Annotated in this window: 13 protein-coding genes, 1 other RNA gene and 1 other annotated feature; all 14 genes read left to right on the forward strand. The window is 43.7% G+C overall.

The window, feature by feature from the left end; genetic code table 11:
* Positions 1-102 precede the first annotated feature (102 nt).
* The 14 genes from CARFE_RS15620 to mnmA all read left to right on the forward strand — a co-directional run bounded on the left by CARFE_RS15620 (position 103) and on the right by mnmA (position 14,267).
* The gene (locus tag CARFE_RS15620) at positions 103-759 is read left to right on the forward strand and encodes a helix-turn-helix domain-containing protein (RefSeq protein ID WP_011345096.1); all 657 of its coding nucleotides are present in this window, start codon (positions 103-105) and stop codon (positions 757-759) included.
* Between the two features lie 58 nt (positions 760-817).
* Positions 818-2,197: a radical SAM protein gene (locus CARFE_RS0108235; protein WP_028052408.1), complete on the forward strand. Its 1,380-nt coding sequence runs from the start codon at positions 818-820 to the stop codon at positions 2,195-2,197.
* A gap of 217 nt (positions 2,198-2,414) precedes the next feature.
* Positions 2,415-3,146, forward strand: coding sequence for a ZIP family metal transporter (locus CARFE_RS0108240; RefSeq protein ID WP_028052409.1), 732 nt, complete (start codon positions 2,415-2,417; stop codon positions 3,144-3,146).
* 26 nt (positions 3,147-3,172) lie between these two features.
* Positions 3,173-4,768, forward strand: a complete 1,596-nt coding sequence (locus CARFE_RS0108245; protein ID WP_028052410.1) for a glycosyltransferase — start codon at positions 3,173-3,175, stop codon at positions 4,766-4,768.
* Positions 4,769-4,886: 118 nt separating this feature from the next.
* Positions 4,887-5,105 (forward strand) — a binding site (T-box leader).
* A gap of 48 nt (positions 5,106-5,153) precedes the next feature.
* Positions 5,154-6,413 carry a histidine--tRNA ligase gene (gene hisS, locus CARFE_RS0108255; protein ID WP_028052411.1) on the forward strand — a complete coding sequence of 420 codons (1,260 nt, stop codon included), beginning with the start codon at positions 5,154-5,156 and terminating at the stop codon, positions 6,411-6,413.
* 4 nt (positions 6,414-6,417) lie between these two features.
* Positions 6,418-8,196 carry an aspartate--tRNA ligase gene (aspS, locus tag CARFE_RS0108260; protein WP_154652743.1) on the forward strand — a complete coding sequence of 593 codons (1,779 nt, stop codon included), beginning with the start codon at positions 6,418-6,420 and terminating at the stop codon, positions 8,194-8,196.
* Positions 8,197-8,254: 58 nt separating this feature from the next.
* Positions 8,255-8,435: non-coding RNA, 6S RNA (gene ssrS, locus CARFE_RS15950), on the forward strand.
* 30 nt (positions 8,436-8,465) lie between these two features.
* The gene (locus CARFE_RS0108265; RefSeq protein ID WP_028052413.1) at positions 8,466-9,194 is read left to right on the forward strand and encodes a tRNA threonylcarbamoyladenosine dehydratase; all 729 of its coding nucleotides are present in this window, start codon (positions 8,466-8,468) and stop codon (positions 9,192-9,194) included.
* Between the two features lie 100 nt (positions 9,195-9,294).
* Positions 9,295-9,615, forward strand: a complete 321-nt coding sequence (gene trxA, locus CARFE_RS0108270) for a thioredoxin (RefSeq protein ID WP_011345088.1) — start codon at positions 9,295-9,297, stop codon at positions 9,613-9,615.
* Between the two features lie 68 nt (positions 9,616-9,683).
* Positions 9,684-11,018: an AAA family ATPase gene (locus CARFE_RS0108275; RefSeq protein WP_028052414.1), complete on the forward strand. Its 1,335-nt coding sequence runs from the start codon at positions 9,684-9,686 to the stop codon at positions 11,016-11,018.
* A gap of 82 nt (positions 11,019-11,100) precedes the next feature.
* On the forward strand, positions 11,101-11,547 hold the full coding sequence (locus CARFE_RS0108280; protein ID WP_028052415.1) for an RrF2 family transcriptional regulator: 447 nt from the start codon (positions 11,101-11,103) through the stop codon (positions 11,545-11,547).
* A gap of 22 nt (positions 11,548-11,569) precedes the next feature.
* Entirely contained in the window at positions 11,570-12,751 is a 1,182-nt protein-coding gene (gene nifS / locus CARFE_RS0108285) for a cysteine desulfurase NifS (protein WP_028052416.1), read from the forward strand.
* Positions 12,752-12,753: 2 nt separating this feature from the next.
* Entirely contained in the window at positions 12,754-13,131 is a 378-nt protein-coding gene (nifU, locus tag CARFE_RS0108290; protein WP_011345084.1) for a Fe-S cluster assembly scaffold protein NifU, read from the forward strand.
* A 38-nt stretch (positions 13,132-13,169) separates the two neighbouring features.
* Complete coding sequence (gene mnmA, locus CARFE_RS0108295; RefSeq protein WP_028052418.1) at positions 13,170-14,267, forward strand: tRNA 2-thiouridine(34) synthase MnmA; 1,098 nt, start codon at positions 13,170-13,172, stop codon at positions 14,265-14,267.
* The last annotated feature ends 92 nt before the right edge of the window (positions 14,268-14,359 follow it).

The raw sequence follows: 14,359 nt of genomic DNA on the forward strand, positions 1-14,359 counted from the left end.
TTAAACAGAAATTAAGACTAAAACACAATAACACTATCTTGCATATTTCCTAAAATAGAGTATAAAATATAATTAAAATTTTGGTTTTTTGGGGGTATAAAATTGGGTCTTACAAAACGCAAGGAACAGTTTTTAGCCAAATTAAGAGAGCTTTACGATAAGCTAAAATTTCCGGTATCGTATCAAATTTTAGCGGAAGAGATGAAGGTTAGCCGCTGGACCGCGTACGATATGTTAAGGGCTTTAGAGAAGGAAGGACTGGTAATCAGGGAGTATCTTTTGGAAAAGGGTAAGTCCGCACCGGGACGCTCAGCGGTGGGCTTTATTCCCAAAATAAAACAAAAAATGGTACCTAAAGATATAGAAGAGGAGCTTTTAAGAAAGATTCGCGAAGTTAAAACCAAGAGTCTTTCCGGTGTTTTAAAGAAAATGAAGGAAGAGCTGGCTTCAGAAAATACTCCTTTTGTCTACTGTTCCACTTTTTTGGCATATTTAACGGTTGTGCTGCATAAAGTAAATATTAAGGAACTTGCCCGTTTTCCGCAGATCTGGCCGCAGAAACCTGTTGAATTTCAATTAAAACAGCTTCCGGGCTTTATATTGGGGCTTTTACACATAAACGAACGGGGACAGAAAGAAATTGGAAAGATCAAAAAGAGTCTCGGCAAATTTACTGCTTGTATTGAAAACTTAGCTTTAGAAGAGGCAAAGGCGCTGCTTTTGCTCCTTGAAGCTTTTCACCGGGAGGTGAGAACCTAAATTTTTTTCAAGGAAATTTTGGATTTTTGGGTATAAAATTAATTTCGGAGGTGGGGGTATGGCGCTTAAGGTTAATGTGGAGTTTGCTAAAAAGTTTGTAGCAGAAAAACTTTTAAATGAGCTTCTTAAATACTTAGAGAAAGACCCGGAAAAAAATATCTTAAATATTTTAAAACTTTTACACAAAATTGCCCGGGAAGAAAACCATAAAGCTTATATTAACTACCTTATAGAGAGCTATGAAAAATACCCTGCGGTTAAAGAACAGTTTCGCCGGTTTTTTGCTGAAACAAATCCCCAAATCATATCCAAGCTTGCTTATAATACCATTATAAATGGGGTATTGTTTGGGATTCCCAGGCAAAAGCAGTATAAAGCTGAGACCGGTGTTCACGTTCCCTTTACCATCCTGGTGGATCCGACTTCACGGTGCAATCTTGGCTGTACCGGCTGCTGGGCAGGAAAATATCAAAAAGGTCCGGAGCTTTCCTTTGAACGGTTGGATCGGTTATTTAATGAAGCCAAAGAGCTGGGAATTTACTTTATTGTTTTATCCGGTGGCGAACCTTTAATGTACGAGCGCCTCTTTGAACTCTTTGAAAAACATAACGATATGGCGTTTATGGCCTATACCAACGGAACTTTAATTGACGAAAAGATGGCCGATAAAATAGCAAAAGTTGGTAACTTCTCTCCGGCTATCAGTATTGAAGGGTTTGAAGAGCGGACCGATGCCCGGCGGGGCAAAGGGGTATTTGCCAAGATTACCCGGGCTATGGATTTACTGCGCGAACGGGGAGTATATTTTGGAGCTTCGGTAACGGTAACCCGGGAAAATTACCTGGAGCTTACATCCGATGAGTTTATCGATTTCCTGGTTGAAAAAGGAGTTAAGTACATCTGGTCTTTCCATTATGTACCGGTAGGTAAAAATCCCGATACTTCCTTGATGCTGACCCCCGAAGAGCGACTTTATTTAGCCCAGAGAATCCCGGTTTTGCGGATTACCAAACCAATCATGATTGCCGATTTCTGGAATGACGGCCATATTACCCATGGTTGTATTGCCGGGGGTAGAAGTTATTTCCACATTAATGCTAAAGGTGAGGTAGAGCCCTGCGCTTTTGTTCATTTTGCTGTAGATAATATTAATGAGAAATCTTTAAAAGAAGTTTTAAAGAATCCGCTGTTTACAGCTTATCAGAAACGCCAGCCCTTCTCGGAAAATTACTTTGCTCCCTGTCCAATTATTGATGTTCCTCAGGCCTTAAGAGATATCGTTGCCGAAAGTAATGCTCACCCAACCCACGAAGGAGCAGACGAAGTTTTAACGGGAGCTACGGCGGAATTTTTGGACAAACGAGCCGCTGAATGGGATAAGGTGTCCCGGGTACTTAACGAATATAAAAAAGATAGAATTGCCCGGATGAAAATGTAAGCCTTCTGCATTAAGCGGAAGGCTTTACTCTTTTAGACAAAGCCGCAAGTGCCAATTATTTTATGGTTTTCTTAGTATTCAATTCCCAAGCCTGTTACCTGTCCCAAATTATAAATTAAGCTTCTGATAAAAAGTGTCGAATTATAGAAAAAAATACTCAATAAATGGTAAAATATTCCCGGTAAATTGCTTAAATTAAAACTTTCGGAGGAAGTTTATGGCGTCGTTTTTAGCTTCTCTTTTAACTGGCCTTGCTACCGGGCTTGGTTCTTTTTTACTACTTTTTAAAAAAGAGTTTCCGAAAAGCACGATAGGCGTACTTTTAGGCTTTGCTGCCGGTATTATGCTTGCTGCATCTTTTTTTAGTCTTTTACTGCCGGCTTTAGAGACCGGTGGAATTTTTTTAACAGCTTTAGGCTTTTTAACCGGTTCCTTGTTTGTTTATTTTTTGGACCGATTAATCCCGCACTTCCATCCGGCTTCTGGAACTGAGGGTCCAAAGAGTGATTTAAATAAGATATGGTTATTTATCTTGGCAATCACCATTCATAACTTTCCCGAAGGGATGGCAGTAGGTATTGGCTTTTTAGAAAAGGATATCACCAAAGCCTTAAGTTTAGCTTTAGGAATTGGTCTTCAAAACATTCCGGAAGGGTTATCGGTGGCGGTAAGTCTTGTCGGTTTTTCCTTTTCCACCTGGAAAATAATTGGGATTACTTTTTTAACCGGGCTTGCCGAACCAGTAGGAGGAGTAATAGGGGCTTTTCTTGGCAGTCTTTCAGGGAGCATTTTACCCTTTGCGTTAAGCTTGGCCGCAGGAGCAATGATTTACGTAATTTCCGATGAAATAATTCCCGAAACCCATGCTAAAGGCGGTGAAAGTCTGGCTACTTTTGGGGTTATTTTTGGGTTTTTATTGATGATGGTTTTTGATAATTTAAGCTTCTAAATTTAAAAAAAGAGAGGTGAAGTTTTGTGCAGGAATTACTCCTTCTTCACGGTTACTTTCTTTCCGGGAGTGGAAGTAATCTCTTGGTACGAAACTTGGCCTCTAACTTTGCTGAAAAAGATCTAAAAACCGTATTGGTGTGTCAGGAAAGAAACCCTGAAAAGTATTCCTTTATCCGGGATGCCATTATAGTTGAGCCGGATACCGGAAAACTCGTGCCTTATTATCATAATCCCGGGGGAAAAGTAATTTTATATAATCCTAAAACCAGTATTTTACCGGTTTTTGTTTATGATGATTACCCGGGATTTAAGGTAAAAACTTTTACCGAGCTCTCAATTGAAGAATTAGAGCGGTATATTAATGAAATGGTGACTTCACTAAAAATAATTAGCGCAAACCACAATATTCAATTTGTTTTTGCCCAGCATTTAATAATTAATCCCTATATTGTGAAACAGCTTGGTATACCTTACAGCATAACCGTTCATGGAAGTGACATTAGCTATACCATTGAACGGGATGAACGCTACCATTTTTATGCACTGGAAGGAATTAAAGGAGCTTACAAAGTTATTACGTTAAGCAATGAACTAACCCGGAGATTAAAACCGTACCTTGACTTTCCGGAAAAAATTACAGAGATTACTCCAGGAGTAGACGGGAAACTTTTTGGTGAACTTGCAGCAGTAAATCTGTTACAAATTAAAGGTAATGGAAGAAGTAAGGAAACCGAAGAAAGCTTTTATCATGGGTTAAGTCAGGTAAGATCGCTAAATGAGCTGTTGAAATATATAGATTTTATCCGCAAAAATTATGACTATTCCCTGACAGACCAACACGCCGGGGAAAAGCTAAATAAGGTAAGTAGGGGACGAAATTTAATCTTATTTTTGGGAAAACATTTATATGCCAAAGGACCCCAGCTTTTAGCCCTGGCCCTACCGTATCTTTTGGAAGAAAAGGTTAATGCTGCTTTTGTGGGCCACGGACTCTACCGGGAGGTAGTGGAGGCATTGGTTTATTTTTTAAGAGAAAACCGGGAGGATTTGGTAGCGGAAATTTTAAATTACGGCGAAGAAGGTTATCCCAATCCCGGGAAAATGTTTTATGAAGAGCTTACGAAGAGCGAAAAAGAGCAATACTTAAAGTTAGCACGCCAAAACCTGACAGGCGATAGAGTGGTATTTACCGGGCAGATTTTTCACCCGGAATTAGCAGCAGTAATTCAGCGAGCAAAGCTTTTGGTAGTTCCTTCATTGGTGAAGGAGGCTTTTGGCATGGTTGCGGTGGAAGGGATTGCAGCGGGTGCGCTGCCTCTGGTGGACGGAGAAGGAGGTATGGCTTCGATAATTACCAATTACACCGCATTTTTAAAGAAAAAGGGATTTAATTTAAGCTTAGATACCTTTATCTTGAGTAAACTGCGTACTGCTGAAGGGGTAAGGGAAATAGTGGACAAAGGCAAAAGGCTCCTTGAACTTTACGAAAAACTTGGAGAGGAGCAAATCTGGAATTTAAACCGCGAATTTATCCACAGTTATTATGACTGGTCGAGAATTGCCCAAAAATACCGGGAGCTTTCGCAAAATTACTGGCAGGAAAACCCTAAAATTTGTTGAATAAAATAAAACAAGTTAACAAATAAAGGTGGTCAGGAGTTTGAAGAAAAATCAGCTTTGGCTTTGTGCGGAAAAGGCATTATTGACAACAGGCTGTTCTAAGGTTAAAATGAATTAACGAAACGCAATGACCGGGACTTTTAAACCAGGGGGCTTCAGACAGGGAGGAAAAGCCGCGATTGAGAGCTTTTCTCTGAATGCCGGTTTAAAGGAACACCCGGGAGGCGGCTTAACTGAAAGGTTTAAGTAGGTTAAGACGGTTTGGCCCCGTTACGGCCAAGAGCGGAAGGTTTCTACCTTCAAGCAGGGTGGCACCGCGGGTAATCCCGTCCCTGGGTATTCCAGGGGCGGGTTTTAGTTTATAGAAAAGGGGGTATTTTTATAGATGCTTACCCAGAAACCTAAAGGCACTAACGACCTTTTTCCACCGGAAGTTTTCCTGTGGGAGGAGATAGAGCGGAAGTTTCGCGAAGTATGCCGGAGGTTTGGCTATCAGGAAATTCGCACCCCGATTTTTGAGCATACGGAGCTTTTTGAGCGGGGAGTCGGGGAAACCACCGATATTGTAGAAAAAGAGATGTATACTTTTTTAGATAAGGCCGGAAGGTCAATAACCTTACGGCCCGAGGGAACGGCTGCGGTGATTAGAGCGTATGTCGAAGCAAAAAAATACGCCGACCCCGGTCCTGCGAAGTATTTTTACATTGGACCGATGTTTCGTTACGATAAACCCCAGGCCGGAAGGCTTCGGCAGTTTCACCAGCTCGGGGTTGAAATCCTGGGTAGCGATGAGCCCATGGTGGATGCGGAAGTAATTTTAATGGCGCTGGAGTTTTACCGGGAGATTGGCCTGAATGACGTTGAGCTTCGCTTAAATAGCGTAGGTTGCCCTGAGTGCCGGAAAAGCTTACGGGAGAAACTTATTGAATATTTTGAAGAGCGTAAAGAGGAATTATGCGACTTGTGTAAAGCAAGGCTTAACCGAAATCCCTTGAGAATTTTGGATTGCAAAAATGAAAGCTGTCAAAAAATCGCCCAGAATGCTCCCACGCCCTTATCGGAGCTTTGCCCCGATTGCCGGGAGCATTTTATCGAGGTTAGGAAATACCTGGATTTAGCTCAAGTAAAATACGTAATTGACCCCTTTTTAGTAAGGGGGCTTGATTATTATACCAAGACAGCTTTTGAGTTTGTGGTGCCGGAGATAGGAGCCCAAAGCTCCATTGGCGGCGGAGGAAGGTATAACGGCTTAATCCGGGAGATCGGAGGGCCGGATCAGCCGGGAATAGGCTTTGCTTTGGGGGAAGAAAGAACTATCTTGGCTTTAAAAAGAAAAAGCGAAGAGATTTCCGTTCCGGTGCCGGACCTTTTCGTCTGCCTTTTGGGAGAAGAAGCCCGCGAGTATGGGTTTCCTTTAATAAATGAATTACGGAGGCTGAACCTCTGGGTAGAAACCGATTATCAGGGGAAAAGCTTGAAGGCTCAGTTAAAGGCGGCAAACCGCCTAAAAGCAAAAGCGGCATTAATTATTGGCGAAGAGGAGTTAAAGTCAGGCAGGTTTATTTTAAGAGACTTGGATACGGGTGAGCAGGTAGAGCTTTCCCGGGATGAAATTATCGAAAAATATGCCAGGGAAAGGGGTTAGGACAATGCTTAAAAGAAGCCATTACTGTGGAGAGTTACGGAAACAACATGCCGGCCAAAAGGTTATTTTAAACGGCTGGGTACAGAGGAGAAGGGATCATGGCGGTCTAATCTTTGTAGATTTAAGAGACCGTTCGGGAATCGTGCAGGTGGTTTTTTCTCCTGACGTGGATCTGGAGGCTTTTCGGGTAGCGGAGGCGGTAAGAAACGAGTACGTTTTAGCCATAGAGGGAACGGTGAGACTCCGCCCGGAAGGTACGGAAAACCCCAACCTTTTAACCGGAGAAGTGGAAGTTTATGCCAGCAAAGTCGAGGTTTTAAATAAAGCAAAAACTCCGCCTTTTTACATTGAAGACGGGATTGATGTGGATGAACAGGTGCGGCTTCGGTACCGTTATTTGGACTTACGGCGCCCCGAAATGCAGCGGGCTCTTGAACTTCGCCACAAAGCGGCGAAAGCGGTTCGGGACTTTTTGGACCGGCATGGCTTCTGGGAAATTGAAACGCCAATGCTGACCAAGAGTACGCCCGAAGGGGCCCGGGACTTTTTGGTACCAAGCCGGTTAAACCCCGGAAAATTTTATGCGTTGCCCCAGTCACCGCAAATCTTTAAGCAAATTTTAATGGTTGCCGGGATGGAACGGTACTTCCAGATTGTTCGTTGCTTCAGGGATGAAGATTTGCGGGCGGACCGGCAGCCGGAGTTCACCCAGATTGATATTGAAATGTCGTTCATTGACCGGGAAGACATCATGAGTTTAATGGAAGAAATGATAGCTTACGTATTTAAAGAAGCAATTGGGGTTGAGGTTAAAACGCCCTTTAAGCGGATTTCCTACCAGGAAGCCATGCTAAAATACGGTACCGATAAGCCTGATTTACGGTTTGGACTGGAAATTACCGATGTTACTGAACTGGTAAAAGATGTGGAGTTTAAAGTGTTTCAAACGGTAGCTCATGCCGGGGGGGTAATCCGCGGTTTAAACGCCAAAGGTTGTGCGGGTTTTAGCCGCAAAGACCTGGATGATCTTACGAAGTTTGTGGGTAACTTTGGTGCCAAAGGTCTTGCGTATTTAATTTTAACGCCTGAAGAAGTAAAGTCGCCAATTGCAAAATTCTTTAAAGAAGAAGAATTAAGAGCGGTGATTAATGCTTTACAGGGCGAACCCGGTGACATTTTATTCTTTGTAGCGGATAAACCGGAAGTGGCTGCTCAAGCTTTGGGGAACTTACGACTCCATCTTGCTGAAAGACTTGGGCTAATTCCCGAAAAGGAGTTTAACTTCCTCTGGGTGATAGATTTCCCGCTTTTAGAATATGATAACGAAGAGAAAAGGTTTGTAGCGATGCATCATCCTTTTACGGCACCGATGGATGAAGATTTACCTCTGATGGATGAAAATCCGTTACTGGTTCGGGCTAAAGCTTATGACATGGTCTTAAACGGTGTGGAAATTGGTGGTGGTAGCATTCGGATTCACCGCCGGGATATCCAGGAAAAGATGTTTAAATTAATTGGCCTTTCGGAGGAAGAAGCCAAGGAAAAATTTGGCTTTATGTTAGAAGCTTTTGAATACGGTACACCTCCTCACGGCGGTATTGCTTTTGGCTTTGACCGGCTGGTAATGCTGATGGCCGGAAGAGAGTCTATCCGGGATGTAATTGCCTTCCCCAAAACCCAAAGTGCTACCGACTTAATGGTTGGTGCGCCTAATGTTGTTGAACGCCGTCAGCTAAAGGAACTTCACATTAAAGTGGATTTGCCGGTTAAAGAGCAGCAATAATCCAAAAATTAGAACCTTGAGAGCAGTACGATTTTGTGTTATGATTTAACCAAGAAAACGCACCCTGCTTTGTGCGTAGTCCACCGGGAAGTTCGTATCCAACACTCATACAAAGGGAGTCCGGACTCTGGTTGTGGCGTGCATGCCCCGCTTAGGGGAAGCCCAAAGCAATCAGGAGGACACCCACCTGGTAGAGAAGGGGTTCGGAACTTCGTGGATTACGGCAAAGCGGGGTTTTCTTGTGTCAATTTATGCTGCGAGGTGTTGCTATGCACCGGTTTTCCCGAACGGAAATTTTAATAGGTAGCGAAGGGCTTAAAGTTTTACATAGAAGCCGGGTGATGGTTTTTGGGCTGGGTGGGGTTGGTTCTCCGGCCGTTGAGGCTTTAGCCCGAACGGGGGTAGGCTCCATGGTTTTGGTGGATTTCGACCGTGTAAGCCTTACCAATATCAACCGTCAGCTTCCAGCGCTGGAGTCAACGGTGGGGCTCTTAAAGGCGGAGGTTTTGGCTAAGAGAATCCGGGAGATTAATCCTGAAGCTGAGGTTATAACCGTAACGGAAAAGTTAACACCGGAAAATACCGAGAGATTTTTCAGGTACAACCCTGACTATGTGGTGGATGCTATCGATACGTTAAAAAATAAAATTGCGTTAATCACCTACATGTATCGAAAATATATACCTTTTATTTCGGTCATGGGAGCTGGTAATCGGCTAGACCCTACAAGATTTAAAGTTGCCGATATTTCCAGGACCCATACCTGTCCTCTAACAAGGCGGGTTCGACAGGCCCTTAAAAAAGAAGGGATTTATCAAGGGGTAAAAGTTGTATTTTCGGAAGAACCGCCGGTACTGGAAAGAGGTACCAGTGATGAGCCGTTGCCGGCGGAGAAAAAGCACCTTCCGGGAAGCGTTATGTTTGTAACGGCTACCGCCGGGTTAATTGCTGCCGGGGAGGCGGTAAAAGACCTTTTGCTAAGGCATAAGATTTTGTAATGGACCTCAAGTTTTGCTTTAATTGACAATAAAATATTTAGAGGAGTATAATTTATAAGTGGGGTTGATATTTACCGGGGGGAAAGGAGCGGTTTTTAAAATGGGTATTATTACCTTAACCGATGAAAATTTTGAAACCGAAGCACTAAAAAGAGAAGGACTTATAATTGTTGATTTTTGGGCCGAATGGTGTGGCCCCTGCCGGATGATAGCACCGATTTTAGAAGAGATTGCCCAGGAATATGAAGGAAAACTAACCGTTGGAAAACTTGATGTCGATAGTAACCCGGAAACACCAAGACGTTACGGGATTATGAGTATTCCGACTCTTCTTTTTATTAAAAATGGGGAAGAAGTGGGAAGAACGGTCGGGTTTAAACATAAAAACGAATTAATGAAAATTATTATAAAAAATTTGTAATGAGCGATTAAGTGCGCTTTATTTTAAAAAAGCGCATTTTTTTATTTTGCGGTCGGAAGGGGAGTTTTATGGATTTGTGGGATACTGCCAAAAATAAAGTGAATAAGGAAGCTCCTTTAGCCTATCGCATGCGACCGAGGAGTCTGGACGAGTTTGTAGGCCAGGAGCATATCTTGGGTGAAGGTAAACTGTTAAGACGGGCTATTTTAAGTGACCGGCTTGGTTCTTTAATTTTTTACGGTCCCCCCGGAACGGGTAAAACAACCTTAGCAAGAATTATCGCTTCTACCACCAAAAGCGGCTTTGAGAGTATAAATGCGGTAACTTCGGGGGTTGGGGAAATAAGAGAAGTAATAAAAAAAGCTAAGGAGCGGGAAAAATATTATGGCGAGAGGACTGTTTTGTTTATTGATGAAATCCACCGCTTTAATAAAGCCCAGCAAGATGCGTTATTACCCGAGGTGGAAGCTGGAACCATAGTGTTAATTGGGGCAACCACCGAAAATCCGTATTTTGAAGTAAACGCTCCCCTTTTATCCCGTTCCCGGATTTTTGAGTTTAAACCTTTAGAGCCGGAACATATAAGAGAAATTGTGAGAAGAGCTCTTGTGGATAAGGAACGGGGGCTTGGCGAGTATAAGGTGGAAATTGCTGAAGAAGCCCTTGACCATTTAGTTACCATGGCGGCGGGAGATGCCCGGGCGGCGTTAAACGGCATTGAACTTGCGGTTTTAACTACCCCGCCGGACGAGGACGGAGTGCGGAAAATTACCGTTGAAATTATCGAGCAATCAATGCAGAAAAAAGCAATTGTTTACGATAAAGAAGGGGATAATCATTACGATACGATCTCAGCATTTATTAAAAGTTTGCGCGGTTCCGATCCGGATGCGGCAGTGTATTACTTGGCCCGCATGCTCGAAGCCGGTGAAGACCCGCGGTTTATTGCCCGAAGATTAATCGTTCATGCGGCGGAAGATGTGGGGCTTGCCGATCCCATGGCTTTAAATGTGGCGGTAGCGGCTTTTCACGCTTTAGAGTTTGTGGGAATGCCGGAAGCAAGATTACCGCTGGCGGAAGCAGCTATTTATATTGCCTGTGCTCCCAAATCCAATGCGGTGATAAAAGCTATTGACAGGGCACTTGCGGTGGTGCGAAAAGGGGAAAATGGCCCAATTCCCCAGCATTTAAGGGATGCCCATTATGCGGGAGCTAAAGAGTTGGGAAGGGGAAAAGGTTACAAGTACCCTCACGATTACCCTGGTCACTTCGTCCTTGAAGAATATTTACCGGAAAACTTAAAAGGCCAGCGTTTTTACGAGCCTTCCGATTCCGGGCAGGAAGCCCAGATAAAACAGCGGCTGAAGGAATTGTGGGGAAAAGTAAAAAACTTTACTAAATAAATCGGAATTCTTGACATAAACTTGAGTAAGTGCTATGATGTTTTTGAAAGTAAAGTAATTTACTCGGAATTGGTGGTGAACCATGCGACTTTCGACCCGAGGGCATTATGGTTTGAAGGCAATTTATGATTTAGCATTGCATTATGGGGAAGGGCCGGTTCCTATTTCAGAGATTGCGCGGCGCCAGATGATTTCTGAACCGTATTTAGAGCAGCTTTTTTCGGTACTGCGGAAAGCCGGCCTCATTAAAAGTGTGCGGGGAGCTCAGGGAGGTTACCTTTTAAATCGCCTTCCCGAAGAAATTACCGTTGGAGAAGTTGTGAGAGTCTTAGAAGGGCCCATAGCACCGGTGGAATGCGTTTCCGAAAATGTGAAAGAAGCTTGCGACCAGGCGGATGCCTGCATTTCGCGCGTGGTTTGGGCCAGAGTGCGGGATGCTTTAAATAAGGTGCTGGACTCCATTACCTTAAAGGATATGATTGAAGAAGCCAAAAAAAATCAAAACCAAAATTTAATGTATTATATTTAATTTTAGTTAGGAGGATTCAGCTATGGAACGGATTTACCTGGATCACGGAGCTACTACTCCTTTATCCCGGGAAGTATTGGAGGAAATGATGCCCTATTTAACCGAGAAGTTTGGCAATCCCTCCAGCATTCATGCTTTTGGACGGGAAGCAAGAAAGGCTATCGAGGATGCCCGGGAGAAAGTCGCGAAGGCGATAAACGCTTCCGACCCCGGCGAAATAGTATTTACCGGAGGGGGAACGGAAGCGGATAACTTGGCGATTAAGGGAATCGCCCGGGCCTATAAGCATAAGGGAAATCACATCATAACTTCTGCTGTAGAACATCATGCGGTTCTGGATGCGTGTTTGGCTTTACAAAAGGAAGGTTTTGAAGTAACCGTTTTACCGGTAGACGAATACGGAATGGTATCGGTGGAAGATGTGAAAAAAGCCATTACCGATAAAACAATTTTAATTACCATCATGCATGCCAATAACGAAGTTGGTACCATTCAACCTATTGCCGAAATAGGAGAAATTGCCAGGGAAAAAGGGGTTTACTTTCACACCGATGCCGTCCAGACGGTTGGTAAAATACCGGTGGATGTAAAAGAGCTAAAAGTTGATTTATTATCCCTTTCGGCCCATAAAATTTATGGACCCAAAGGGGTAGGGGCTTTGTATGTAAGAAAAGGATTAAAACTTGAGCCCCTGGCCAATGGCGGGGGCCAGGAGAGAAAACGGCGACCCGGCACCGAAAACGTAGCGGGCATTGTGGGGCTTGGAAAAGCGATTGAGCTTGCTGTTGCCGAAATGCCGGAGGAATCGGCAAGATTAACAAAATTACGGGACAAGCTCATTAAGGGAGTTTTGGAGAGGATTCCCTATGTCCGGTTAAACGGGCATCCTACCAAAAGACTTCCGCATAATGCTAATTTCAGCGTGGAATTTGTGGAAGGGGAGTCAATGCTTTTAATGCTGGATATGAAAGGAATTGCCGCTTCCAGCGGTTCTGCCTGCACTTCCGGCTCCCTGGATCCATCCCATGTTTTGCTGGCCATGGGAATTCCCCATGAAGTTGCCCATGGTTCGTTGAGGCTTACTTTAGGTAAAGCCAATACCGAAGAACAAATTGATTATGTCCTGGAGGTTCTTCCGGGAATTGTGGAAAGATTGCGGGAGATGTCTCCGCTTTATAACCAAAAAGTGTTGGGGGGAGAGTAATTATGATGTATAGCGAAAAAGTTATGGACCATTTCACCAATCCGCGAAATGTTGGGGAAATCCCCGATGCTGATGGAGTCGGGGAAGTAGGTAATCCTTCCTGCGGCGACATCATGCGGATTTACATTAAAGTAGATGGTGATAAAATTACCGATGTAAAATTTAAAACTTTTGGCTGCGGGGCAGCTATCGCTACCAGTTCTATGGTGACCGAAATGGTAAAAGGGAAGACTATCGAAGAAGCAATGAAGATTACCAACAAAGCTGTGGCCGATGCTTTGGATGGGTTACCACCGCAAAAAATGCACTGTTCCAATTTAGCTGCCGATGCCTTAAAAGTTGCTATCGAGGATTACTTAAAGAAAAAAGGGCAAAAATAAGAAAGCGGTACATTACCGCTTTCTTTTCCTGGGAAGGAGTGGACGTTATAGGTAGAAAAAAAGTACTGGTGGCCATGAGCGGAGGAGTTGATAGCTCCGTTACTGCGGCTTTATTACTGGAACAGGGGTATGAAGTAGTAGGGGTTACCATGCAAATCTGGGACCCGAAAATTGAGGTTATCGGGGAAGAATACGTGGGCTGTTGCTCAATTTATGCGGTTAATGATGCCCGGCGGGTAGCAGATCGTTTGGGAATACCTTATTATGTCTTGAATTTTCGGGAACTGTTTGAAAGAAAAGTAATAGACTACTTTACCGAAGAATACCTGCGGGGGCGTACTCCCAATCCCTGTATTGCCTGTAATCGTTATATTAAATTTGACGCTTTGTTAAAAAAAGCGTTAAGCCTTGGAATGGATTACATGGCCACCGGTCATTATGCCCGGGTAGTTTACAAGGATGATATAGGTAAATACGGGCTATTTCGCGGTGTAGACCGAAAAAAAGATCAGACTTATGTTTTATACAATCTTACCCAGGAGATGTTACGAAGGTTATTACTCCCGCTCGGGGAATATACTAAGGAACAGGTGCGAGAACTTGCCCGGAAGTACAACTTAGTAACGGCAGATAAGCCGGAAAGCCAGGAGATTTGCTTTGTACCGGATAACGACTACCGCAAGTTTCTCAAGGAGCGCCGGGGAGAAGAAATTAAACCGGGTAATTTTGTGGATGTAAACGGGCGAGTTTTAGGACAGCACCAGGGTTACCCCTACTACACTATTGGCCAGCGCAAAGGGCTGGGCCTGGCTTTAGGAAAGCCGTATTATGTGGTTGATATTAGACCTGAAACCAACGAAGTGGTTATCGGGGAAGCTTCGGAGATTTTCAGCCCGGGCTTGATTGCTTCGGATTTAAATTTCCTCTGGTTTGATGAAATACCGGAAAGGTTTGAAGCCCAAGCTCAAATACGGTATAATGCCAAACCGCAGCCGGCGGTGGTGGAAAGGATAGGAAAAGATAAGGTGAAGGTGGTGTTTAATGAACCCCAGCGGGCAATTACTCCCGGACAGGCGGTGGTATTTTACCGGGGTGATGAACTTTTAGGCGGGGGTACAATTGAAAAACGCTTATAGCGGGCAATATTTTTTGCCTGCTTTTTTCTTTAATAGCCGGTGTTTAAAATGCTATAATAGAAAAGAATTAAAAATAATTTAAGGAGATAGCT

This window comes from Carboxydothermus ferrireducens DSM 11255, from assembly GCF_000427565.1.
Classification (GTDB): Bacteria; Bacillota; Z-2901; order Carboxydothermales; family Carboxydothermaceae; genus Carboxydothermus; species Carboxydothermus hydrogenoformans.